We start from the raw sequence: 22,381 nt of genomic DNA, 5'->3' as shown, positions 1-22,381 counted from the left end.
CGTGGCTGCACAGGAGCACAGACCCGGAGTGACCAACACGGCCCCGCTGCCCGCCGTCGGCGGCGGTCCGGGCCACCGCCCCGCCGGCGGCTCGCCACCGAGCCAGGCAGGCGGGCCACCGGCCCCTGGCCCGCCCGAGCCCGCGCCGGGGGGAGGCGGCCCGACGCCGGTGATGCTCGGGGCGCTGCTCGTGGGGGTCGCCGTCGTGGTGGGCCTCGTGTGGGGGCTGCTGCGCTCCGGCGGTGACGGCGGAGTCCAGGGCACGCCCGAGGCCGCCGAACCCCCGGCGAGCCCACTCACCTCGGGGCCGTACACCTACGAAGTGGTCGGAGGGCCCGAGGAGGCCACCGACTGCTCGGCCAACTCCTACGGGGACATGATCGACTGGTTCGCCGGCAACCCGTGCGAGCGGGTGCTGCGGGGCCTCTACACGGTCCAGGAGGGCCAGGCGAGGGCCCTGGTGTCCGTCGTCACGGTCACCATGCCCGCCGGCGGCGCGGCGCAGCAGCTCAAGGCGGTCACCGACACCGACGGCACCGGCAACGTCCACGACCTCGCCAGGGACGGCACGGTGCAGCTGCCCGGAGCACCCGTGGTCGCCAACGGCGAGTACCACTCCGTCGTCGACGGCCGCGACGTCACGATCGTCGAGGCCGCGTTCTTCGCCGAGCACAGTGACCCGGCACTGCTCGAAAAGATCAGCACCGACGCCGTGCGGCTGACCGAGCACCTGCGCGCGGGGTGAGTCTCCGCCGGCTCACCGCCGGCCCGCCGTCAGGACGCGACGGACTCGCGTCCGGGCAGGTTCGGCACGACCGGCTCGATCCCGGCCTCCCGGCGCCAGTGGACGCCGCGCGTCGCGGCGCCGGTGAGGCACTGCACCGCGAGCGTCCGCACCGTCGCGTCGTCGGTGCGTTCGAGCACTCCGTGCCACCCGGCCGCGGTGTCCGACTCGGCGGTCGCTACCACGCGGGCGGCGGACTCGGCTCCGGTGACCGGCTCGGCGGGCACGTAGGCGGCCTCGGCCGCGACCGGGGTGTGCCCCGCTCCGGCCAGGACCCGCTCGCAGGCGTCCCGCCGCTGGGCGTGGGCGCGCCACCCACCGGTGAGGCCGTTGTCGTAGTCGGCCGACAGGAACGCCCGCGACAGGTCGTAGACCCAGCACGCGGCGTGCTCGGCCGCCAGCGCGGTCTGCAGCGCGGCGGCCGTGTCGTCGTCGAGCGTGGTGACGGTCACCTGGTCCACGCCGGTGTCGACGTCGCCGCGCCGGGAGTCGTCCAGCTGCAGTGCCGCCGCGCATCCCGCGGACACCGACCCCAGCAGGCCGGCCCGGTGCCGGGGCGCCTCGGCGGCGAGGCGCCGCGCCTGCTCGGCGGCCTCGGCCAGCCGGGTCCACAGCTGCCCGATGTCGTCGACCGACTGTGCCGGCCCCGGCTTCGCGTTCTCGTCGACGGGCCGGTTGAGGCGCCGCACCTCGGCGCGCAGCGCGTCGGCGTGCGCCGAGCGCACCGCCGCGATCCGGCGCGCGCTCTCCGCGGCCGGCGCCGCACCAGGGCCGGAGCCGCCCAGCGCGTCGGCGGCCTTCGCGTCGGCGGCGGCACGCAGCCAGAGCGGCCGCAGCGGGTCGGGGGCGTCCTCGTAACCGGACGCGCACGCGGTGAGACCGGCCGAGGCCGGGACCGCCAGCGCGGCGAGCCCCGCGGCTCGCAGGAGTGTGCGCCGGGTCAGCGCGGGACGGGGAGATCGGGATGTCACGCCGTGCATCCTGCCAGCACGGGGCGACGTCCGGCGGGGGCCGGTCGGGACACGATAAGCTGGACCACCACTTTCGAGAACAACAACAGGGAGCATCACGGTGCCCAACGAACTCGCCAGCAGGCTGGAGCCACTCGTGGCCGAGGCCGTCGGGGCCGCGGGATTCGACCTCGACGCGCTGGACGTGCAGCAGGCGGGCAGGCGCAAGCTGGTGAAGGTCGTGGTCGACGGCGAGGACGGCGTCGAACTCGACCAGGTCGCCGAGATCAGCAGAGCGGTCTCCGCGGTGCTCGACGAGCACGAGCACCTCATCGCGGGCGCCTACACGCTGGAGGTGACCTCGCCGGGACTCGACCGGCCGTTGACGAGACCACGGCACTGGCGCCGAGCGAGATTCCGGCTGGTGAACGTCACTCCGGAGGAGGGTTCCTCCTACGTCGGCCGTGTCGGTGCGGCGGCCGAGAACTCGGTGCGCATACTGGTCGACGGGGAGATACGCGACCTGCGCTACGCCGACGTGCGCAAGGCCGTCGTGGAGGTCGAGTTCAAGCAGCCGCCCGCCGACGAGCTGAAGCTGCTGGAGGCCGACGCGTCGGGCAAGATCGGTGACGGCACCGAAGCGAAGGAGGAGTCGAGGTGAACGTCGACATCGCGGCGTTGCGCGCGATCGAACGGGACAAGGACATCCCCTTCGAGACGGTGCTCGAAGCCATCGAGAGCGCATTGCTCACGGCGTACAAGCACACGGAGGGCCACCAGCCCCACGCCAAGATCGACATTGATCGCCGCACGGGCTACGTGCGGGTACTGGCGTACACGCTGGACCCGGTCGGTGAGGTCGCCGAGGAGTGGGACGACACCCCGGAGGGGTTCGGCCGTATCGCGGCCGCCACGGCCCGCCAGGTGATCCTGCAGCGGCTCCGGGACGCCGAGCACGAGAAGACCTACGGCGAGTTCTCGGCCCAGGAGGGCGAGATCGTGGCCGGTGTCGTGCAGCGCGACGCCAAGGCCAACGCCAGGGGCATGGTGGTCGTGCAGGTCGGCGACACCGAGGGCGTGCTGCCCGCCGCCGAGCAGGTCCCCGGCGAGTCGTACGAGCACGGCTCGCGCCTCAAGGCGTACGTCGTCGGGGTGTCCCGGTCGATGCGGGGACCGCAGATCACGCTGTCGCGGACACACCCGAACCTGGTGCGCAAGCTGTTCGCGCTGGAGGTGCCGGAGATCGCCGACGGCACGGTGGAGATCACCGCCGTGGCCCGCGAGGCCGGGCACCGTTCCAAGATCGCCGTGCAGTCCACGGTCCCCGGGGTGAACGCCAAGGGCGCGTGCATCGGGCACGTCGGCGCGCGCGTGCGCAACGTCATGAGCGAACTCGGCGGCGAGAAGATCGATATCATCGACTACTCGGACGACGCCGCGCGCTTCGTCGGGAATGCGCTGTCGCCCGCGAAGGTTGTGTCGGTCAGTGTGGTCGACGAGCGAGCCAAGACGGCCCGGGTCGTCGTACCGGACTTCCAGTTGTCCCTGGCGATCGGCAAGGAAGGTCAGAACGCGCGGCTCGCCGCCCGGCTCACCGGGTGGCGGATCGACATCCGCAGTGACGCGGCCCCCGAGACGGGGCAGCGTCAGGTGGAGCCGACCGAGAAACGGCATCCGGCGCCGACCGGTTCCGCCGACTGATTGACCAAGGTCTAAACTGGGTTGTGGTGCGACACCCACAGCCGACTTCGACGCGACACACGGGCGGATCCACGCCGGTCCGCCTGTGTGTCGGATGTCGGCGGCGGGAGTCGGTCGGTGATCTGGTCCGCGTGGTCGCCTCTGCCGGTCACGCGGTCGTCGACGAGCGGCGGAGACTGCCCGGGCGCGGAGCATGGGTCCATCCGGACCCCGGCTGCGTGTCCAGGGCCGAACGCCGCAGGGCGTTTCCCCGGGCCCTCCGGGCCAGGGCAGCGCTGGACACCACCGGTGTGTGGCAGCACGTCGAGCGGCTCACCGAGAGCAGAACGGACACGGAGCCCCCGCGTCCGGACCGGAACAAGGAAGCAGGTCGACCCGTCATGAGTCAGCCGTGAAGCTGAAGCCATGAACGCGCGACGATAGGACGAGGTCTGCGGGTTGCGCCGCCGACCTCACCAGTTGAGGAGAGCAGTGGCAGGCAAAGCCCGCGTACACGAGCTCGCTAAAGAGCTCGGTGTGACCAGTAAGGAAGTACTCGCCAAGCTGAAGGAGCAGGGCGAGTTCGTCAAATCGGCGTCCTCCACCGTCGAGGCCCCTGTGGCCCGCCGGTTGCGGGACGCGTTCGTCAGCAAGGACGGCAAGCCCGACAAGGGGGCGGGCAAGGACCGCGCCTCCGGCCCCAAGCCGGGCCCGTCGGGTCGTGGCACCCCCGCGCCGAAGCCCTCGGCACCGCCGAGCCCGGCGCAGCGACCGCAGCAGCAGCCGCAGCCGCAGCAACCGCAGTCGCAGCCGCAGCCGCAGCAGCCACAGTCGCAGCCGCAGCAGCCGCCCGCGCAGCCGAAGCCCGGCCAGCAGGCGCCGAAGCCCGGCCCCCGGCCGCCGAAGCCCGGTCCCGCGCCCAAGCAGACCGAGCAGGCGCCCGCGGCCAAGGCCAACCCGAAGGACCAGGGTTCGGTCGTGCCGCCGAAGCCGCAGGGACCCAAGCCCGGCCCCAAGCCGGGTCCGCGGTCCCCGCGCGTCGGCAACAACCCGTTCGGCGTCGGCTCCGGCTCCCCGGCCCCGCGTCCCTCGTCCCCCCGCCCCGGCGGCGGGCAGCAGGGCGAGCGTGGCCAGCGGCCCGGTGGCGGCGAGCGTCCGGCGGGTCCCCGGGGCGGCGCTCCGGGCGGTAACCGGCCGAGCCCCGGCAACATGCCGCCGAGGCCGAATCCCGGCATGATGCCGTCCCGGCCCGCGCGTCCGGCCGGTGGTCCCGGTGGTCGTGGCGGCCCGGGTGGCCGTGGCGGACCCGGTGGTGGTCCCGGCGGCGGTCGTGGTCGTGGCGGTCCCGGCGGCGGTGGCGGTGGCGGCGGCTTCCGCGGTGGCCCCGGCGGCAGCGGCGGCGGCGGTGGCGGCGGTTTCCGCCCCGGTGGCGGTGGCGGCGGCTTCCGCGGTGGCCGTGGTGGTCCCGGTGGCCGTGGTGGCACGGCCGGTGCCTTCGGGCGCCCCGGTGGCCCCTCGCGCAAGGGCCGCAAGTCGAAGCGCCAGAAGCGCCAGGAGTACATGGAGAACATGCAGGCGCCGTCGGTCGGCGGCGTGCGTCTGCCCAAGGGCGGCGGCGAGACCATCCGGCTTCCCCGGGGTGCCTCGCTGACGGACTTCGCGGAGAAGATCGACGCGAACCCGGCCTCGCTGGTCCAGGTGCTGTTCCACCTCGGCGAGATGGTCACCGCGACGCAGTCCGTCTCCGAGGACGTGCTCGAACTGCTCGGCTCGGAGATGAACTACAACGTCCAGGTGGTCAGCCCCGAGGAGGAGGACCGCGAGCTGCTCGAGGCGTTCGACATCACCTACGGTGAGGACGCGGGCGGCGAGGACGAGCTGCGTGCCAGGCCGCCGGTGGTGACCGTGATGGGTCACGTCGACCACGGTAAGACCAAGCTGCTGGACACGGTCCGGCAGGCGAAGGTCGCCGAGGCCGAGGCAGGCGGGATCACCCAGCACATCGGTGCCTACCAGGTCGAAACGGAGGTCGACGGCGACTCGCGGTTGATCACCTTCATCGACACCCCGGGTCACGAGGCGTTCACCGCCATGCGTGCCCGTGGTGCGCAGGCCACCGACATCGCGGTGATCGTGGTCGCGGCCGACGACGGCGTGATGCCGCAGACGGTCGAGGCGATCAACCACGCGCAGGCGGCCAAGGCGCCCATCGTGGTCGCGGTCAACAAGATCGACGTCGAGGGTGCCAACCCGGCGAAGGTGCGCCAGCAGCTCACCGAGTACAACCTCGTGGCCGAGGAGTACGGCGGCGAGACGATGTTCGTCGACATCTCCGCCAAGCAGGGTCTCAACCTCGACGCGCTGCTCGAAGCGATCGTGCTGACCGCCGACGCGTCGCTGGACCTGCGGGCCAACCCGGACATGGAGGCCCAGGGTGTCGCCATCGAGGCACACCTGGACCGCGGCCGGGGCCCGGTGGCGACCGTGCTGGTGAAGCGCGGCACCCTGCGCACGGGCGACTCGGTCGTGGCGGGCGACGCCTACGGCCGCGTGCGGCGCATGGTCGACGAGCACAACCGCGACGTCGCCGAGGCGACGCCGTCGAGGCCGGTGCAGGTCATCGGGTTCACGTCGGTGCCGAGGGCGGGCGACACGTTCCTCGTCGTCGAGGAGGACCGGGTCGCCCGGCAGATCGCCGAGCGCAGGCAGGCCCGCATCCGCAACGCCGAGAACGCGGCGCGGCGCAAGCGCGTCAGCCTGGAGGACCTGGACTCCGCACTGAAGGAGACCAACACCCTCAACCTGATCGTCAAGGGTGACAACTCGGGTACCGTTGAGGCGCTTGAGGCGTCACTGATGCAGATCGACGTCGGCGACGAGGTCGACCTGACGATCGTCCACCGCGGCGTCGGCGGGGTCACCGAGAGCGACATCGACCTCGCCACGGCGTCCGACGCGATCGTGATCGGGTACAACGTGCGGGCACAGGGCAAGGCGACCGAGCGGGCCACCCGCGAGGGCGTCGACGTCCGGTACTACACGGTGATCTACCAGGCGATCGACGAGATCGAGCAGGCCCTCAAGGGCATGCTCAAGCCGATCTACGAGGAGGTGGAGCTCGGCAAGGCCGAGGTCCGCGAGGTGTTCAAGTCCTCGAAGCACGGCACCATCGCCGGGTGTCTGGTCACGTCGGGCGAGATCCGCCGCAACGCCAAGGCGCGCCTGCTGCGGGACGGTGTGGTGGTCTCCGAGAACCTGCCGATCAACTCGCTGCGGCGGTTCAAGGACGACGTCGTGGAGGTCCGCGACGGCTTCGAGTGCGGTCTGACGCTGGGCAAGTTCAGCGACATCAAGCTCGGTGACGTCGTCGAGACCTACGAGCTGCGCGAGAAGCCGCGCGAGTGAGCTGAGCCGGGGCCGGGCGGAGTCCGATCCGCCTGGCCCCCGCGTCAGCGGTGGGGGACACACACGATGTTCGTGGGAACTCTGGAGCTGGACGTGCTGCTCGGCGACGTCCGGTCGCTGAAGCAGAAGCGCTCGGCGGTCAGGCCGATCGTGGCCGAGTTGCGACGGCACTTCGACGTGGCGGTCGCGGAGGCAGGTCACCTGTCGTTGCACCGTCGCGCGCTGCTGGGTGTCGCCGCGGTCGCCGCCGACGGCGAGCACGTGCGGGACGTACTCGACGCGTGTGAGCGGGCCGTGGCGGGGCGCCCGGAGGTCGAGCTGCTGTCGGCGCGCCGCCGATTGCTCGGCCCTGAGGACTAGAGAGAAGGGGATGCGCCGTGGCGGACCAGGCACGGGCGAAAAGGCTGGCCAAGCGGATCGCGCAGATCGTGGCGTCGGCGCTGGAACACGAGATCAAGGACCCCCGGCTGGGCAACGTGACGATCACGGATGCCCGGGTGACCGGGGACCTGCGCGACGCGACCGTGTACTACACGGTGCTGGGTGAACGGCTCGACGAGTCCCCTGACTTCGCCGGAGCGGCCGCCGCGCTGGAGTCGGCGCGCGGTGTGCTGCGGACCAAGGTGGGGGAGGGCACCGGCGTGCGCTACACGCCGTCCCTGACCTTCGTGCCGGACCAGTTGCCGCACGACGCGCGCCACATCGACGACCTGCTGGCGAAGGCGAGGGACGCGGACGCCGAGGTGGCGCGGCTGGCCACCGGAGCACAGCCCGCGGGTGAGCCCGATCCGTACCGCGTCAAGGACGATGACGACGACTGACGAGCCGCGATCCGCGCGCCACGCGCGGATCATCGCCGAGATCGAATGCGACCTGGCCGGGGCGGGGGAGCCGGCCCTGACGCGCCGGACGCCGCGACCGTGCTCGCGGAGTGCAGGCGCGGTGACGCGCCGCCTCGCCCGTCGCCGCAGTGCTGACGCCGGGCCCCGGCTACTTTCGCGCCACCACCACGTCGCGCACGATGGCCTGGTCGACCCGGTGGGCGAGGCCGTCGTAGCCCGGCCCCGTCACCACGGTGAGCCCGGCGCGGCCGAGGACGGCGGTGATCTCGTCGTGGCTCAGCACGTGGGTGTTGAACGAGATGCCGAGCGCGCCGCCCGTCCGCAGAACGCGGGTCCACACCGGGACCGCGGCGGCGAGCAGGTCACGGGGGCTGCGTGCCAGCGAGTCGTCGTCGCCCCGGCTGCCGTGCTGCACGCCGTAGGGCGCGTCGGTCACGATCACGTCCACCGACTCGGCCCGCAGTAGCTCGTCGGTGCGCAGCGTGTCGCTGTTGTAGTAGGTGAGGCTGCGCGACTCACCCGCGCGTTGCGCCTCCTTGCTCTCCGCGTAGGTGATCTCCAGCCGTTGCCCGAGCCGGACCTTGTGGCGCCGCAGTACCCCGGACGTCGCCGTGTGCTTCAACCGCTTGCTCCGCAACCAGGTCTTGATGAAGCGCTCGTAGGCTTCGAAGTCCTTGGGCGCGACCTCGACCCCGGTGGCGTCGTAGCCGTAGCGCATGGCCTGGTTCAGGGTCGTGCCCCGGCCGCACAGCGGGTCGAGCACGTGCAGCGGCCCCTCGAAGGCGGTGGTGGCCTTCTCCGACGCCAGCACGGTGAGGTTCAGCACGAGCTGGGTGAACTGTTCGTTGGTCTTGCCGGGATACTTCTGGATGGTGAGCAGGTCGGAGTCGAACCGCGCCGCCGGGGTCATGGTCAGCGGCCGGAGCAGCTCACCCGTGATCTCGAACAGGGCGTAGGCCGAGGAGACGTTCGACAGGGCCGCGACGTCCCGCCCGGCCAGCGGCCGGTCGGTGGTCAGGGTGACGTAGTCGACCCCGCCGATCGCGCGCGTTCCGGTGTCCGTCACGGCGACCGACAGGAGGCTCGACGCGAAGGCCGCTACCTCGGCTCGAACGAGCCTGGGTGCGGTGTCGGTGTAGACACGGTTGGCGGAGGGCAGGATCAGCACGGCGTACTCGGGCATCGTCGGTCGAGCTTAGAGTGTGTCCGGGGGTCCGATTACGCTGACCCGACGTGACCGACACCCTGTCCCGGCGCGTGCCGGCGCGCGACGTGTGGCGCCTGGCCGTCCCCGCCCTCGGCGTGCTCGCCGCCGAACCGCTGTACGTGCTCGTCGACACCGCGGTGGTGGGCCATCTCGGTGCGCTGCCGCTCGCGGGGCTGGCGCTCGGGGGCACCCTGCTGTCGCTGGTCTCCACGCAGCTGACCTTCCTGTCCTACGGCACGACCGCGCGCACGGCGCGGCTGCACGGCGCGGGCCGCCGCGCGGACGCCGTGGGCGAGGGTGTGCAGGCGACCTGGCTCGCGCTCGCCGTCGGTGTCGTGGTGCTGGTGGCGGGACAACTGCTGGCCGGTCCCGTGGCCAGGGCCATGTCGGGGGACGCGGCCGTCGCCGAGGCCACCGTGTCGTGGCTGCGCATCGCGCTGTGCGGCACGCCGATGATCCTCGTGACGATGGCGGGCAACGGGTGGATGCGCGGCGTGCAGGACGCCGTCCGGCCACTGCGGTACGTCCTCGCGGGCAACGCGTTGTCGGCCGCGCTGTGTCCCGTCCTGGTGTATCCGGTCGGCTGGGGGCTGGAAGGTTCGGCGGTCGCCAACGTGGTGGCCCAGACCGTGTCCGCCGGGTTCTTCCTGCGGGCACTCGTGCGGGAAGGAAGTCTCCGCGCGCCCGACACCGCGGTGATGTGGGCGCAGTTGCGGCTCGGCCGGGACCTGGTGCTGCGCAGCCTGGCCTTCCAGGCGTGCTTCCTCTCGGCGACCACGGTGGCCGCCCGCACCTCCACGGAGGCGGTCGGGGCTCATCAGGTGGTGTGGCAGCTGTGGATCTTCCTGTCGCTGGTGCTGGACTCGGTGGCCATCGCCGCGCAGTCGCTCGTGGGGGCGGCGTTGGGGGCGAAGGATTCGCCGCGGGCGCGGGGGATCGCCGCGCAGATCGTCCGCTACGGCGTGGTTCTCGGCTGCGCGCTCGGAGTCCTGTTCGCACTGGCGTTTCCGGTGTTGCCCCAGTTGTTCACCAGTGACGCGGGCGTGCTGGCGGCCGTGCCGCACGCGTGGTGGTTCTTCGTGGCGCTGCAACCCGTGGCCGGGCTGGTGTTCGCGCTCGACGGCGTGCTGCTCGGCGCCGGCGACGCGACCTTCCTGCGCAACGCCACGCTGAGCAGCGCCGTGCTCGGGTATCTGCCGCTGATCTGGATGTCGCTCGCGCTGGGCTGGGGGCTGAGCGGCATCTGGACCGGGCTCACGCTGTTCATGGTGCTGCGGCTGGTGTTCGTGCTCGTGCGGTGGCGCTCCGGGCGCTGGGCCGTGGTGGGGGCCGTGCGCGATCACGCGGGCTGAGCGCGAACTGTGGCCAAGCACACCGAGGTCACGGGTAAGTATCGAAGATGCGTAGGCGATACAACCAAGGGAGCCCAGTGTCGCGCCCCGGCCCGTCCGTGCCCACCGACACACCACCCCTGGGGAGGAAGCCTTCGTGTCGTCCCGACCCGCCACGACCGCGACCACAGCGCCGCTGAGGTCGTGGCTGATCTGGTTGACCGCCGCCGCCGTCTACACATTCGCCGTCTTCCACCGCACCTCGCTCGGCGTCGCGGGCCTCGACGCCGCGGAGCGCTTCGGCGTGGGCTCCACCGCGCTGGCCACCTTCACCGTCCTGCAGATCGGCGTCTACGCGGCGATGCAGGTGCCGACGGGAGTGCTCGTCGACCGGTTCGGCCCGCGCCGGGTCCTCACCGTGGCCCTCGTCTTCCTCGGCCTGGGGCAGGTGCTGCTCGCCGTCGCCCACACCTATGCGGTCGCCCTCGTGGCGCGGGGTGTGCTCGGGCTCGGTGACGCGCTCACCTTCGTGTCGGTGCTGCGCCTGGCCGCCAGCCACTTCCCAGGCCGCCAGTACATGCTCGTCACCGCGTTGACCGGCGCGCTCGGTTTCGTCGGCAACCTCGCCGCGACGCTGCCGCTGACCCTGTTGCTCGCGGGACCGGGCTGGACCCCGACGTTTCTCGCCGCGGGGCTGGTGACACTGGCGTTCACGGCGGTGGTGACGCTGCGGGTGCGCGACACCCCCGCCACCCGTACGGCCGCGGGACCGGCGGCGTCGGCCTCGGACGTGGTGACCCAGCTGCGGACGGCGCTGCGGGTGCCGGGCACCCGGCTGGGCTTCTGGACGCACTTCTCCGCCCCGTTCAGCCAGAACGTCATGGTCCTGCTGTGGGGGCTGCCGTTCCTCGTGGACGGCCAGGGCTACCCGGCCACCACCGCGAGTTCGCTGCTCGCGGTGTTCGTCATCGGGGCGATGCTCGGCGGACCGCTGCTCGGCGGGTTCGTCGGGCGCAGGCCGGAGCTGCGGATGCCGCTCGTCGTGACCTACCTGGTGGCGGTCGGGCTTAGCTGGACGGTGTTGCTCAGCTGGCCGGGCCAGGTACCGGTGGGGGTGCTGATCCCCGCGTTCACGGTGCTGTCGCTGGGCGGGCCGTTCTCCACGATCGGTTTCGCGCTCGCCCGCGACTACAACCCGCTGCCGAGGGTGGGCACCGCGACGGGCATCGTGAACGTGGGCGGGTTCGTGGCCACCACGGTGGCGGCCCTGGTGATCGGGCTGCTGCTGGAGGCGACGGGGGGCAACTACCGCGTCGCGCTGCTGACGATGGTGGTCATGCTCGCGTTCGGCGGGTGGCGCATGAGCGTGTGGTGGCTTCGGGCCAGGGCCGCGGTGTTCGACGCCGAGGCCAGGGGGGAGACGGTGCCGGTGCGGCTGCGCCGTCACCGCTGGGACGGTCCCGTGCGGCACGGCCTGAACCGCGCGCCGTCGCCGGTGTGACACCGCCCCGCTCGGCCGGGGACGCGGCGACTACAGTGCGGGCGTGCCCGCTCCACCCCCTCCGCCCGGCCTGCTGATCGTCGACAAGCCCGCCGGGATGACGTCCCACGACGTGGTCGCGAAAACCCGCCGGTTCCTGCGCACCCGCAGGATCGGGCACGCGGGCACGCTGGACCCGATGGCCACCGGTGTGCTCGTGCTGGGCGTGGAACGCGCCACGAAGCTGCTGGGGCATCTGGCGCTCGACCGCAAGACCTACCTGGCCACGATCGCTCTCGGCGCGGCGACGACCACCGACGACGCCGAGGGTGACGTGCTCACCCGCGGCGACGCCTCCGGGGTGGCCGACGCCGACATCGCGGCGGGAATCGCCGCACTCACCGGGGACATCGAGCAGAAGCCCAGCTCGGTGAGCGCGGTGAAGGTCGACGGCAAGCGGGCGTACGCCCGGGTGCGGGCGGGCGAGGACGTCGACCTGCCCGCCCGGCCCGTGACGGTGTACCGCTTCGACGTGCTCGCCACCCGCAGGGAGGGCGAACGGGTCGAACTCGACGTCATGGTCGACTGTTCCTCGGGCACCTACGTGCGGGCGCTCGCGCGCGACCTCGGGGCGGGACTCGGGACCGGCGGTCACCTGGCCGCGTTGCGGCGTACCTCCGTCGGCCCGTTCACGCTGGCGAAGGCGCGCTCCCTCGACGACGTCGAACGTGACCCCGGACTGTCGCTGGATCTGGGCGAGGCGGTGGCCGCCGCGTTCCCGCGCGCCGACGTCGACGCACTCGTGGCGGAGGCCGTCCGGCACGGGCAGCGGGTCCCGGCGGCGGGACTCAGCGGAACCTACGGCGTGTTCGCCCCCGACGGGCACGTGCTGGCGCTCGCGCACGACACCGGGCGCACCGCGCGCCCCGTGGTGGTGCTCGATCCCGCCTGAGTGATCCCCCGGCAGGCGGCTACGCTGCACCACGTGCAGCGATGGCGTGGTGTGGCGGATCTGCCAGGCGACTGGGGCCGGTGCGTGGTGACGATAGGCGTGTTCGACGGCGTCCACAGGGGACACCAGGCGCTGATCGAGAAGACCGTGCGGACCGCGCGGCAGCGGGGGCTGCCCAGCGTGGTGCTCACGTTCGACCCGCACCCGACCGAGGTGGTGCGTCCCGGCAGCCATCCCGCACAGCTCACCACACTGACCCGCAAGGCCGATCTGGTGGAACAGCTCGGCGTCGACGTGTTCGCGGTGCTGCCGTTCACACCGGAGCTGTCGCGGCTCAGTCCCGACGAGTTCGTCCACGAGGTCCTCGTCGACCACCTGCATGCCGCGACCGTGATCGTGGGCGAGAACTTCCGCTTCGGCCATAAGGCCGCGGGCACCGTGGAGACGCTGCGCGCACTCGGCAGGCGGTTCGGCTTCACCGCGCACGAGGCGACGCTGCGGGGCCGCGCCGTTCCCGAGGACGGCGACACCACCGAGATCACCTACTCGTCGACCTACGTCCGGTCGTGCATCGACGCGGGCGACGTGGTGGCGGCGGCCGAGGCACTGGGCAGGCCGCACCGGCTGGAGGGCATCGTCGTGCGCGGCGACGGCCGTGGCCGTGAACTCGGCTATCCCACGGCGAACCTTTCGCTGCCCCGGTTCGCGGCCGTGCCCGCCGACGGCGTCTACACGTGCTGGTTCGTGCGGCAGGGCAGGGAGGACGAGCGCCTGCCCGCCGCCGTGTCGGTGGGCACCAACCCGACGTTCTCCGGCCGGGAGCGCACCGTCGAGGCCTTCGTGCTCGAACTGGACGCCGACCTCTACGGGCAGCAGGTGGCGCTCGACTTCGTGACCCGGCTGCGCGGGCAGGTCACTTTCGAGAGCCCGGAGGGGCTCGTCGCGCAGATCGACGACGACGTCGCGCGCACCCGCGAGCTGCTGCGCCGGTGAGCCGCCGCACCGGACGGTGCGATTGCGAATGTCTCGGCCATTCGGCCCCGGTCCGTCGCGGGGCCTGACAAGATGCTGGACACGGGCCGGTGCCCCGCCGGTCGGTGCCGTGGAGGGGAGCGGAACTCGACCGTGGATGACCACAAGATCGTCCAGCGGAACATCGCGCTGCAGCGCGAGTGGTACGGCGAGCCACTCGGGGACCGGGTACGCAGACTCGTGGTCGCCTTCGACGTCTCCCAGGCGTATCTGGCTGAGGTGCTGGGCATCAGCGCTCCCATGTTGAGTCAGGTCATGAGCGGACGCCGGGCGAAGATCGGCAATCCGGTCGTGCTGGCGCGGTTGATCATGCTCGAACGGAAGGTGCTCACCCCGGACGTGGCCGCGGGGACCAAGGAGGCACTCCGTACGGCGTTGGAGGACGTGAAGGCGTCCCGTCCGACGGTGAACCGGGACAGCTTCCCCGTCGGGCTCGGGCCCGACGAGACCACGGTGCTCGGAACACTGCGCGAGATCGCCGAGGAGGAGAACCTGCTCGAGGCCGCCGAGCGGCTCGACACCGACTTCCCGGCCATCGCCGACCTGTTGCGCAGGGCTGGCAAGACCGAGTAGTGCCCGGGAGAGGACACTGGACCGCGTGCCGGACCGGGTGAAGCTGTTCAGCGCCGTCGTCCCGCCGCCCGAGGTGGTGACCGCGCTGCGCCGGGAGCTGCGGTCGCACCGGGTCGAGGGTGACTCCGCGCTCCGGTGGACGGCGGCGGCGCAGTGGCACGTCACGCTCGGTTTCTACGGTCACGAACCGCCGGAGCCCCGTAGCCGCTGGCTGCGCGAGCGGCTGTCGGGACAGGCGGCCACCGAGGTGAGACTGGCCGGCGCGGGATCGTTTCGGGGAGTGCTCTGGCTGGGGGTTCGTGGCGAGGGACTGGCCGCGCTCGCCGAGGCGGCGCGGCCCGAGTGCAGGGACCGGCCCTACGTCGGCCACCTCACGCTGGCGCTCGCCCGGCGCGGGACCCACCGCGAGGACCGGGCGGCGCAGGCGGCCATCGAGCGGTGGCGGCGCTCACTCACCGCGTTCGCGGGCCCGGCGTGGACGGCGCGGGAGGTGGTGCTGCTGCGCAGCGATCCCGCAGGTGAGCCAGGGGTCGGGCCGCGGTACGGCGTGGTGGACCGGGTAGGGCTCGACGTGCCGCGCTGACTGTGCGCGAGCGCGGTGGCCTCGGGCGGCTGATAGGCTCGGACGGTGGAGTCCGGCTGCGGTCCGTGGTGGCCGGTACTCGTTCGACCCGACACGGCACAATCACAAGGAGTGAACGCGTGGCGCTGACCACCGACCAGAAGAAGTCGATCCTCGCGGAGTACGGGCTGCACGAGTCCGACACGGGATCGCCCGAGGCCCAGGTGGCCATGCTGACGAAGCGGATCACCGGTCTCACCGAGCACCTGAAGATGCACAAGGGGGACCACCACTCGCGTCGTGGCCTGTTGCTGCTGGTCGGCCGCCGCCGCCGGTTGCTCAACTACCTGACGCGCGTGGACATCGCCCGGTACCGTTCGCTGATCCAGCGACTCGGTCTGCGTCGATGACAGACTCCGAGGGGGCGTGACCCGGCGAGGGTCGCGCCCCCTCGGCACAAAGAGAGCAAGATGATGGGCGAGCGCACCTGCGCACGAGGACGCCGCAGCCGGTCCTCGGTAGTGGCCGCCGGGTCAAGACCCGTCGGCTTCGATCGATGACCGGCCTCGTGCCTCGCGCGTGCCCCGACGAGCGGGGAGGCGTCCGCCCAGGACGTACGAGGAGTAACAACAGCAATGACTGACATCAGCGGCACAGCCGCACCGGCCGTACACGAGACGGAAGCCGTCCTGGACAACGGGCGCTTCGGCAGCCGTACGGTCCGCTTCGAGACGGGCAGGCTCGCCAAGCAGGCGGCCGGTTCCGTGGTCGCCTACCTGGACGACGAGACCATGCTGCTGTCGGCGACGACGGCGTCGAAGCAGCCCAAGGAACACTTCGACTTCTTCCCGCTGACGGTGGACGTCGAGGAGCGCATGTACGCGGCGGGGCGCATCCCCGGCGCGTTCTTCCGCCGCGAGGGCCGTCCGTCCACGGACGCCGTGCTGACCTGCCGGCTCATCGACCGGCCGCTGCGCCCGTCGTTCGCCGACGGACTGCGCAACGAGATCCAGGTCGTCATCACCGTGCAGAGCCTGCACCCGGACGACCCGTACGACGTGCTGGCGATCAACGCCGCGTCGGCGTCGACCCAGATCGGCGGCCTGCCGTTCTCCGGCCCCATCGGTGGCGTGCGGGTCGCGCTCATCGAGGACCAGTGGGTGGCGTTCCCGACCTGGTCGCAGCTGGAGCGCGCCACGTTCAACATGGTCGTCGCGGGCCGCATCGTGGGTGAGCGCCCCGAGGACGTCGCGATCATGATGGTCGAGGCCGAGGGCACCGAGAACACCCTGGACCTGGTGGCGGAGGGTGCCACGGCTCCCACGGAGACCACCGTCGCCGAGGGTCTCGACGCCGCCAAGCCGTTCATCCGCGCGCTGTGCGAGGCGCAGCAGCGGCTCATGGACGTGGCTGCGAAGCCCGTCGGCGACTTCCCGGTGTTCCCGGCGTACCAGCAGGACGCCTACGACGCCGTCGCGGCGCTCGCGACCGACGACCTCACGAAGGCGCTGACCATCGCGGGCAAGCAGGACCGCGACACCGCCACCGACGAGGTCAAGGCCACCGTGCTGGAGCGCGTCGGCCTCGGCGAGGGCGAGGCCTTCGAGGGCAGGGACAAGGAGGTCGGCGCCGCGTTCCGTTCGCTGACCAAACAGCTCATCCGGCAGCGCATCCTGCGGGACAAGGTGCGCATCGACGGCCGTGGGATCACCGACATCCGGCAGCTCGCCGCCGAGGTCTCGGTGATCCCGAGGGCCCACGGATCGGCGCTGTTCGAGCGCGGCGAGACCCAGATCCTCGGCGTCACCACGCTGAACATGCTCCGCATGGAGCAGCAGCTCGACACGCTGGCCCCGGAGACCCGCAAGCGCTACCTGCACCACTACAACTTCCCGCCGTTCTCGACGGGGGAGACCGGCCGGGTCGGCACGCCGAAGCGGCGCGAGATCGGCCACGGCATGCTCGCCGAGCGCGCGCTGGTGCCGGTGGTGCCGAAGCGCGACGACTTCCCGTACGCCATCCGGCAGGTCTCCGAGGCGCTGGGCTCGAACGGCTCGACGTCGATGGGCTCGGTGTGCGCGTCCACGATGAGCCTCTACAACGCCGGTGTGCCGCTGCGCGGCCCGGTGGCGGGCATCGCGATGGGCCTGGTGTCCGACGAGGTCGACGGCGAGAAGCGCTACGTCGCGCTCACCGACATCCTCGGCGCGGAGGACGCCTTCGGTGACATGGACTTCAAGGTCGCGGGCACCAAGGACGTCATCACGGCGCTGCAGCTCGACACGAAGCTCGACGGCATTCCTTCCGACGTCCTCGCCGCCGCGCTGAACCAGGCGCGGGACGCCCGGCTCACCATCCTGGACGTGATGGCCGAGGCCATCGCCGACCCGGACGACATGAGCCCGTTCGCGCCGCGGGTGACCAGCGTGAAGGTGCCGGTTGACAAGATCGGTGAGGTCATCGGCCCGAAGGGCAAGATGATCAACTCGATCACCGAGGAGACCGGCGCCGACATCTCCATCGAGGACGACGGCACGATCTACGTCGGAGCCGCCGACGGTCCCTCGGCCGAGGCCGCGATCGACAAGATCAACGCGATCGCCAACCCGCAGCTGCCGAAGGTCGGGGAGCGGTTCCTCGGCACGGTGGTCAAGACGGCGGCGTTCGGCGCCTTCGTGTCCCTGCTGCCCGGCAAGGACGGCCTGGTCCACATCTCCAAGCTGGGCGAGGGCAAGCGCGTGTCGAAGGTCGAGGACGTCGTGAACGTCGGCGACAAGCTGCGGGTGGAGATCGCCGACATCGACAGCCGCGGCAAGATCAGCCTCGTGGTCGTCAAGGACGAAAGTGAGGGCGAAGCGGCTCCGGCCGCCACGCCCGAGCCGGAGCAGGCGAGCGGTGACCAGCCCGCCGCGGACGCGGAGCAGGAGTCCGAGGCGGCGGCCAGGTCCGACCGCCCGCGTCAGCGCACCCGTCGTGGCGGGCGCAACCGGGGCGGCGACAAGGGCGGTGCCGACAAGGGCGGCGACCAGGCCGACTCGGGCGAGGGCACGTCGTCGGGCCCCGCCGACATCGAGTAACACCCGGCAACCGCACAACCACAACGAACGACACCGAACGGCCCGTCGCCGCCCGCACCGGGGGAGACGGGCCGTTCGGGCGAGGTGAGTCGACGAGGTCATGGCGCGACAGATTGCGGGACACGAGCAGCCCATCGGGTCCACGCGGACCCTGGATTCCGGATCGGACGGCGCGCTCGTGCGGCGCACGGTGCTGCCCGGCGGGCTCCGGGTGATCACCGAGGCGGTTCCCGGCGTCCGGTCCGCCGCCGTGGGGCTGTGGGTCGGGATCGGCTCGCGGGACGAGCAGCCCGCAGTCGCGGGCGCGGCCCACTACCTCGAACACCTGCTGTTCAAGGGGACCGCTCGCCGGGACGCGACGCGGATCGCCGAGGAGGTCGACGCGGTCGGCGGTGAGCTGAACGCCTTCACCTCCAAGGAGCACACCTGCTTCTACGCCCAGGTGCTCGACGAGAACCTGGACCTGGCGGTGGATCTCATCACCGACGTGGTCTTCGACGCCACGTGCGCGGACGCCGACGTGGACACCGAACGCCGCGTGGTGCTCGAGGAGATCGCCATGCGGGACGACGACCCCGAGGACCTGCTGCAGGAGATGTTCGTCGAAACGATCATGCCGGGGCATCCGCTCGGCAGGTCGGTGCTGGGCACGGAACAGTCCGTGACGGATCTGACGTCGTCGGCGCTGCGGGGCTTCTACCGCAGGCGGTACCGGCCCGAGCGGATGGTGCTGGCGGTGTCCGGCAATGTCGAGCACCGGACCGTGGTAAGGCTGGTTCGCGCGGCGTTGCGCGACCGGTTGTCCGGTTCGGGTTCCCCGCGTCCCCCCAGGAAGGGCAGGGCCCGCTTCGGCCGCGCGGCCCGTCTCGCGCTGCACCGGGACGACACCGAGCAGGCCCACCTCATGCTCGGTGTGCGTGCCCCGGGCAGGCACGACGAACGCCGCTACACGCTGTCGGTCCTCAACGCCGCGCTGGGCGGCGGGTTGAGTTCCCGGCTGTTCCAGGAGATCCGCGAACGCCGGGGACTGGCCTACCAGGTGTACTCGTCGATGGCCGGCTATGCCGACGCGGGGCACGTCGACGTCTACGTGGGCTGCCAGCCCGACCGGCTCGGCGAGGTGGCCGGCGTGGTGGGGGAGGTGCTCACCGAACTCGCGCGGCACGGGTTGACCGACGCCGAGGTCGTGCGGGCGAAGGGCCAGCTGCGCGGCGGACTGGTGCTGGGGCTGGAGGACACCGCCTCGCGCATGGTGCGCCTCGGGAAGAACGAACTGAACTACGGCCGGTACCAGAGTGTCGGCGAGACGGTCGCGCGCATCGACGCCGTGACGGGCGACGACGTGGCCGAACTCGCCCGGTCGCTGCTGCGCAGGCCCGGTGGCCGCTCCGCGGTCGCGGTGGTGGGGCCGTACGCTCACACCGAGGATCTCCCCGACGAGTTGCACGAGGTGATGGCATGACGCGGGCCGCCGCGGACGACGACACTGTGATCAAGGTCGGGGTGCTGGGCGCCCGTGGCCGCATGGGCACCGAGGTCGTGCGAGCCGTCTCGGCCGCGCCGGACATGACGGTGGTCGCGGAGGTGGACGCCGGTGACGACCGCACACCGCTGTCCTCGGCCGACGTGCTGGTCGACTTCACCCACCCCGGCGCGGTGATGGACAACCTGCGCTTCGCCGTCGACCACGGCCTGCACGCCGTGGTGGGGACCAGCGGGTTCACCGACGAGCGTGTCCGCACCCTCACCGACTGGCTGGCCGAAGCACCGTGGCTCGGGGTGCTCGTGGCGCCCAACTTCGCGCTCGGGGCCGTGCTCGCCATGCGGTTCGCGCAGCAGGCGGCCCGGTACTATGACGCGGCCGAGGTCGTCGAGCTGCACCACAACCGCAAGGCGGACGCCCCCTCCGGCACGGCGGCGCACACCGCGCGGCTGATCTCCGAGGCCCGGGCGGAGGCGGGCCGCGGACCCGGTGAGGACGCCACCACGTCCGAACTCGACGGAGTGCGTGGCGCCGACGTCGACGGCGTGCGGGTTCACTCGGTGCGGCTGCCCGGGCTCGTGGCCCACGAGGAGATCCTGTTCGGCTCCGAGGGGGAGACGCTGACCATCCGGCACGACTCGCTGCACCGGACGTCGTTCATGCCGGGAGTGCTGCTCGGGGTGCGCTCGGTGCGGTCCCGCCCCGGCCTGACGGTCGGGCTCGAACACGTCCTCGACCTGTGAGAGCCGTCGCCACGCCCGTGCTGGCCGTCGTGGCCACCGCCGCGGTGGCGGTCTATCTCGTGCTGCTGGGAGGCCGCGCGGTCGAGCTGTTGCGGGTGGGCGAGCCGGTCGCCGTCGGACTGGGGATCGCGGTGCTGGTCCTGCCGCTGCTGGGTGTGTGGCTGCTGGTGGCGACCTGGCGGTCGGGACTCGCGGTGCAGCGACTGGCCCGCAGGCTCGACGCGGAGGGTGGGCTGCCCGACACCTCCGGCCTGCCGCGTCGCCCTTCCGGCCGGGTGGACCGGGCCGCGGCCGACGCGTGGTTCGACCGGTACCGCGCCGAGGTGGAGGCCGAACCGGGCGACTGGCGGCGCTGGTACCGGCTGGCGTACGCCTACGACGTGGCCGGTGACCGCAAGCGGGCCCGCGCGACCATGCGCCGCGCGGTGGACCTGGAGGCCGACGACCCGCCGCGGTGAGTGTTCACGCTTTCAGGCCCGGAACAGGGTGGCGAACACGGCCGGTGCCGCCGCGAGCGTGCTGAACCGGACGAACCGGCCGAGCAGGCCGACCGTGAGAAACAGCGACAGCCGCATCCGGGCCAGCCCCGCGAGCACGGTCGTCGCCATGTAGGGCGGCAGGCCGAACACCGCGCTGACGCCGTAGGTGGTGGTCATCCAGTGCGGGTGCCGGTGGCACCGTTCGCGCACCGCCTCGATCAGCATCCGCAGCCGCTTGGTCCGCAGCCGCCAGCGTTCCCGGCGCGGTGACGGTGGCTTCGGCTCGCGGCCACGGCGCTGGGCGCGATGCATCGCGGACGGCAGGCGGATACTGCCGCGGGCCGCCAGGTAGTAGAGCAGCTTGCCCGCGACCTGACCCACCGCGACGGTCGCGCCGATCCCCAGCCACGGCAGAGTCGGATCGCTGGTGAGCAGGCCGATGACGAACAACTCGGCGCTCATGACCGGCAACACCGAGGTGCCGAACGCGACACCGAGTGAGACGCACAGCCAGGCGAGCACCGGACGAACACCTTTCCGACGGGGTCAGGTCTCGCCCACCTTAGCGAGTATGTGTACTCGTCCGGGTGAAGTCCGGCTTAGTTGATCATGGCGATGCGGGATCGGGCGCGGCGGGGGGCCGGGACCGCGACACGCGCCGAGCCACCGGTTCGACCACCCGGGCCGCGATCGGGCCGAGTATCGCCATCAGCAACACGTACGTGGCCGCGAGCGCGGCGAGCTGCCCCTCGACCGCGCCTGCGGCCACGGCGAACCCGGCGATGACGATGGAGAACTCGCCGCGCGCGACCAGCGCCGCCCCCGCGCGGGCACGGCCCATCGGTCCGATCCCCGCTCGCCGGGCCGCCCACCAGCCGGTCACGACCTTCGTCACCGTGGTCACCACGGCCAGCACCAGCGCCCACAACAGCACGGGTGGGATCGCGCGCGGATCGGTGTTGAGGCCGAAGACCACGAAGAACACGGCCGCGAACAGGTCGCGCAACGGCTCCAGCAACTTCGTGGCGTTCTCGGCCGTCGAACCCGAGATGGCGATCCCGAGCAGGAAGGCGCCCACCGCGGCCGAGACCTGCATGGCCGAGGCCAGCCCCGCCACGAGCAGGGCCGCGCCGAGCACCTTCAGCAGGAAGACCTCGCGGTCGTCGCTGTCGACGACGGCGGAGACGTAGCGGCCGTAGCGCAGGGCGACGAGCATCACCACCGAGACCACCGACAGCGAGATGCCCACCGCGGTCAGGCCGCCCACGAAACTCACTCCGGCCAGCACCGCCGTGAGGATCGGCAGGTACACGGCCATGACGAGGTCCTCGAACACGAGGATCGACAGCACCACCGGGGTCTCCCGGTTGCCGAGCCTGCCCAGGTCCCCGAGCACCTTCGCGATGATCCCCGACGACGAGATGTAGGTGATGCCGCCCAGCGCCAGCGCTCCGAGCGGGCCCCAGCCCAGGATCAGCGCGACGGCCGCACCGGGCGCCGCGTTGAGGACGATGTCGAGCAGCCCGGCCATCCACGACCGTCGCAGGCCCGTGAACAGCTCGTCCGCCGTGTACTCCAGGCCGAGCGTGAGCAGGAGCAGCACGACACCGATCTCGCTCGCCAGCGTCGTGAAGCCACTGATGTCGCCCAGCGGGAACACCCCGCCGTGGCCGAAAGCGAGCCCGCCCAGCAGATACAGCGGGATCGGGGAGAGCCCGATGCGCCCCGCGAGCCTGCCCAGCACGCCAAGGCCGAAGAACACAGCGCCGAGTTCGAGCAGCGACAGTGCGGTGTGGTCCAC

General features: G+C 72.0%; 22 protein-coding genes. 18 read left to right on the top strand and 4 right to left on the bottom strand.

Annotated features, from left to right (window positions below; translation table 11 throughout):
- Nucleotides 1-28: 28 nt before the first annotated feature.
- Nucleotides 29-745: a hypothetical protein gene (locus tag FFT09_RS20975; protein WP_024877456.1), complete on the top strand. Its 717-nt coding sequence runs from the start codon at nucleotides 29-31 to the stop codon at nucleotides 743-745.
- A gap of 29 nt (nucleotides 746-774) precedes the next feature.
- On the opposite strand, the gene FFT09_RS20970 is transcribed toward FFT09_RS20975, so the two are convergent.
- Nucleotides 775-1,764, bottom strand: coding sequence for a ferritin-like domain-containing protein (locus FFT09_RS20970; protein WP_138383756.1), 990 nt, complete (start codon nucleotides 1,762-1,764; stop codon nucleotides 775-777).
- Between the two features lie 91 nt (nucleotides 1,765-1,855).
- Here FFT09_RS20970 and rimP point away from each other — a divergent pair, with 91 nt between their 5' ends.
- From rimP to rbfA, 6 genes are all read left to right on the top strand, one after another.
- Nucleotides 1,856-2,395, top strand: coding sequence for a ribosome maturation factor RimP (gene rimP / locus FFT09_RS20965; protein WP_081190393.1), 540 nt, complete (start codon nucleotides 1,856-1,858; stop codon nucleotides 2,393-2,395).
- Nucleotides 2,392-3,435, top strand: coding sequence for a transcription termination factor NusA (gene nusA / locus FFT09_RS20960; protein ID WP_024877459.1), 1,044 nt, complete (start codon nucleotides 2,392-2,394; stop codon nucleotides 3,433-3,435). The genes rimP and nusA overlap by 4 nt, the downstream gene beginning before the upstream one ends.
- Before the next feature lie 131 nt (nucleotides 3,436-3,566).
- Nucleotides 3,567-3,830, top strand: a complete 264-nt coding sequence (locus tag FFT09_RS20955; protein WP_244231446.1) for a YlxR family protein — start codon at nucleotides 3,567-3,569, stop codon at nucleotides 3,828-3,830.
- A 76-nt stretch (nucleotides 3,831-3,906) separates the two neighbouring features.
- A complete protein-coding gene (gene infB, locus FFT09_RS20950; protein ID WP_138383755.1) occupies nucleotides 3,907-6,819 on the top strand; it encodes a translation initiation factor IF-2 in 2,913 nt (970 codons plus the stop codon).
- A gap of 66 nt (nucleotides 6,820-6,885) precedes the next feature.
- Nucleotides 6,886-7,179 (top strand): DUF503 domain-containing protein, encoded by a 294-nt coding sequence (locus FFT09_RS20945; protein WP_081190390.1) that lies wholly within the window; start codon nucleotides 6,886-6,888, stop codon nucleotides 7,177-7,179.
- Nucleotides 7,180-7,196: 17 nt separating this feature from the next.
- Nucleotides 7,197-7,640, top strand: coding sequence for a 30S ribosome-binding factor RbfA (gene rbfA / locus FFT09_RS20940; RefSeq protein ID WP_024877462.1), 444 nt, complete (start codon nucleotides 7,197-7,199; stop codon nucleotides 7,638-7,640).
- Between the two features lie 169 nt (nucleotides 7,641-7,809).
- Here the strand turns inward: rbfA and FFT09_RS20935 are convergent, their stop codons facing one another.
- Nucleotides 7,810-8,844: a TRM11 family SAM-dependent methyltransferase gene (locus tag FFT09_RS20935; protein WP_138383754.1), complete on the bottom strand. Its 1,035-nt coding sequence runs from the start codon at nucleotides 8,842-8,844 to the stop codon at nucleotides 7,810-7,812.
- A gap of 50 nt (nucleotides 8,845-8,894) precedes the next feature.
- Here FFT09_RS20935 and FFT09_RS20930 point away from each other — a divergent pair, with 50 nt between their 5' ends.
- From FFT09_RS20930 to FFT09_RS20880, 11 genes are all read left to right on the top strand, one after another.
- Entirely contained in the window at nucleotides 8,895-10,220 is a 1,326-nt protein-coding gene (locus FFT09_RS20930; protein ID WP_138383753.1) for an MATE family efflux transporter, read from the top strand.
- 136 nt (nucleotides 10,221-10,356) lie between these two features.
- Complete coding sequence (locus tag FFT09_RS20925) at nucleotides 10,357-11,700, top strand: MFS transporter (RefSeq protein WP_138383752.1); 1,344 nt, start codon at nucleotides 10,357-10,359, stop codon at nucleotides 11,698-11,700.
- Nucleotides 11,701-11,743: 43 nt separating this feature from the next.
- Nucleotides 11,744-12,631 carry a tRNA pseudouridine(55) synthase TruB gene (truB, locus tag FFT09_RS20920; protein ID WP_081190386.1) on the top strand — a complete coding sequence of 296 codons (888 nt, stop codon included), beginning with the start codon at nucleotides 11,744-11,746 and terminating at the stop codon, nucleotides 12,629-12,631.
- 33 nt (nucleotides 12,632-12,664) lie between these two features.
- On the top strand, nucleotides 12,665-13,624 hold the full coding sequence (locus tag FFT09_RS20915) for a bifunctional riboflavin kinase/FAD synthetase (protein WP_081190558.1): 960 nt from the start codon (nucleotides 12,665-12,667) through the stop codon (nucleotides 13,622-13,624).
- 132 nt (nucleotides 13,625-13,756) lie between these two features.
- Nucleotides 13,757-14,236: a helix-turn-helix domain-containing protein gene (locus FFT09_RS20910; RefSeq protein WP_081190385.1), complete on the top strand. Its 480-nt coding sequence runs from the start codon at nucleotides 13,757-13,759 to the stop codon at nucleotides 14,234-14,236.
- Between the two features lie 25 nt (nucleotides 14,237-14,261).
- The gene (locus FFT09_RS20905; protein ID WP_081190384.1) at nucleotides 14,262-14,819 is read left to right on the top strand and encodes a 2'-5' RNA ligase family protein; all 558 of its coding nucleotides are present in this window, start codon (nucleotides 14,262-14,264) and stop codon (nucleotides 14,817-14,819) included.
- Between the two features lie 119 nt (nucleotides 14,820-14,938).
- Entirely contained in the window at nucleotides 14,939-15,208 is a 270-nt protein-coding gene (rpsO, locus tag FFT09_RS20900; RefSeq protein WP_081190383.1) for a 30S ribosomal protein S15, read from the top strand.
- Between the two features lie 225 nt (nucleotides 15,209-15,433).
- Entirely contained in the window at nucleotides 15,434-17,875 is a 2,442-nt protein-coding gene (locus tag FFT09_RS20895; RefSeq protein WP_138383751.1) for a polyribonucleotide nucleotidyltransferase, read from the top strand.
- 100 nt (nucleotides 17,876-17,975) lie between these two features.
- A complete protein-coding gene (locus FFT09_RS20890; protein ID WP_024877472.1) occupies nucleotides 17,976-19,337 on the top strand; it encodes a M16 family metallopeptidase in 1,362 nt (453 codons plus the stop codon).
- Nucleotides 19,334-20,101, top strand: coding sequence for a 4-hydroxy-tetrahydrodipicolinate reductase (dapB, locus tag FFT09_RS20885; RefSeq protein ID WP_138383750.1), 768 nt, complete (start codon nucleotides 19,334-19,336; stop codon nucleotides 20,099-20,101). Before FFT09_RS20890 ends, dapB begins: the two co-directional genes overlap by 4 nt.
- Complete coding sequence (locus FFT09_RS20880) at nucleotides 20,098-20,559, top strand: tetratricopeptide repeat protein (protein ID WP_081190381.1); 462 nt, start codon at nucleotides 20,098-20,100, stop codon at nucleotides 20,557-20,559. The genes dapB and FFT09_RS20880 overlap by 4 nt, the downstream gene beginning before the upstream one ends.
- A 12-nt stretch (nucleotides 20,560-20,571) precedes the next feature.
- On the opposite strand, the gene FFT09_RS20875 is transcribed toward FFT09_RS20880, so the two are convergent.
- Entirely contained in the window at nucleotides 20,572-21,102 is a 531-nt protein-coding gene (locus FFT09_RS20875) for a hypothetical protein (protein ID WP_081190380.1), read from the bottom strand.
- A gap of 85 nt (nucleotides 21,103-21,187) precedes the next feature.
- On the bottom strand, nucleotides 21,188-22,381 hold the full coding sequence (locus tag FFT09_RS20870) for a cation:proton antiporter (RefSeq protein ID WP_138383749.1): 1,194 nt from the start codon (nucleotides 22,379-22,381) through the stop codon (nucleotides 21,188-21,190).

Origin of the sequence: Saccharomonospora piscinae (genome assembly GCF_005862235.1) — a bacterium.
In the GTDB taxonomy this organism is placed as follows: Bacteria; Actinomycetota; Actinomycetes; order Mycobacteriales; family Pseudonocardiaceae; genus Saccharomonospora; species Saccharomonospora piscinae.
Note: the sequence above shows the minus strand (reverse complement) of the source record. Positions and strands in the feature narration are given on the sequence as shown.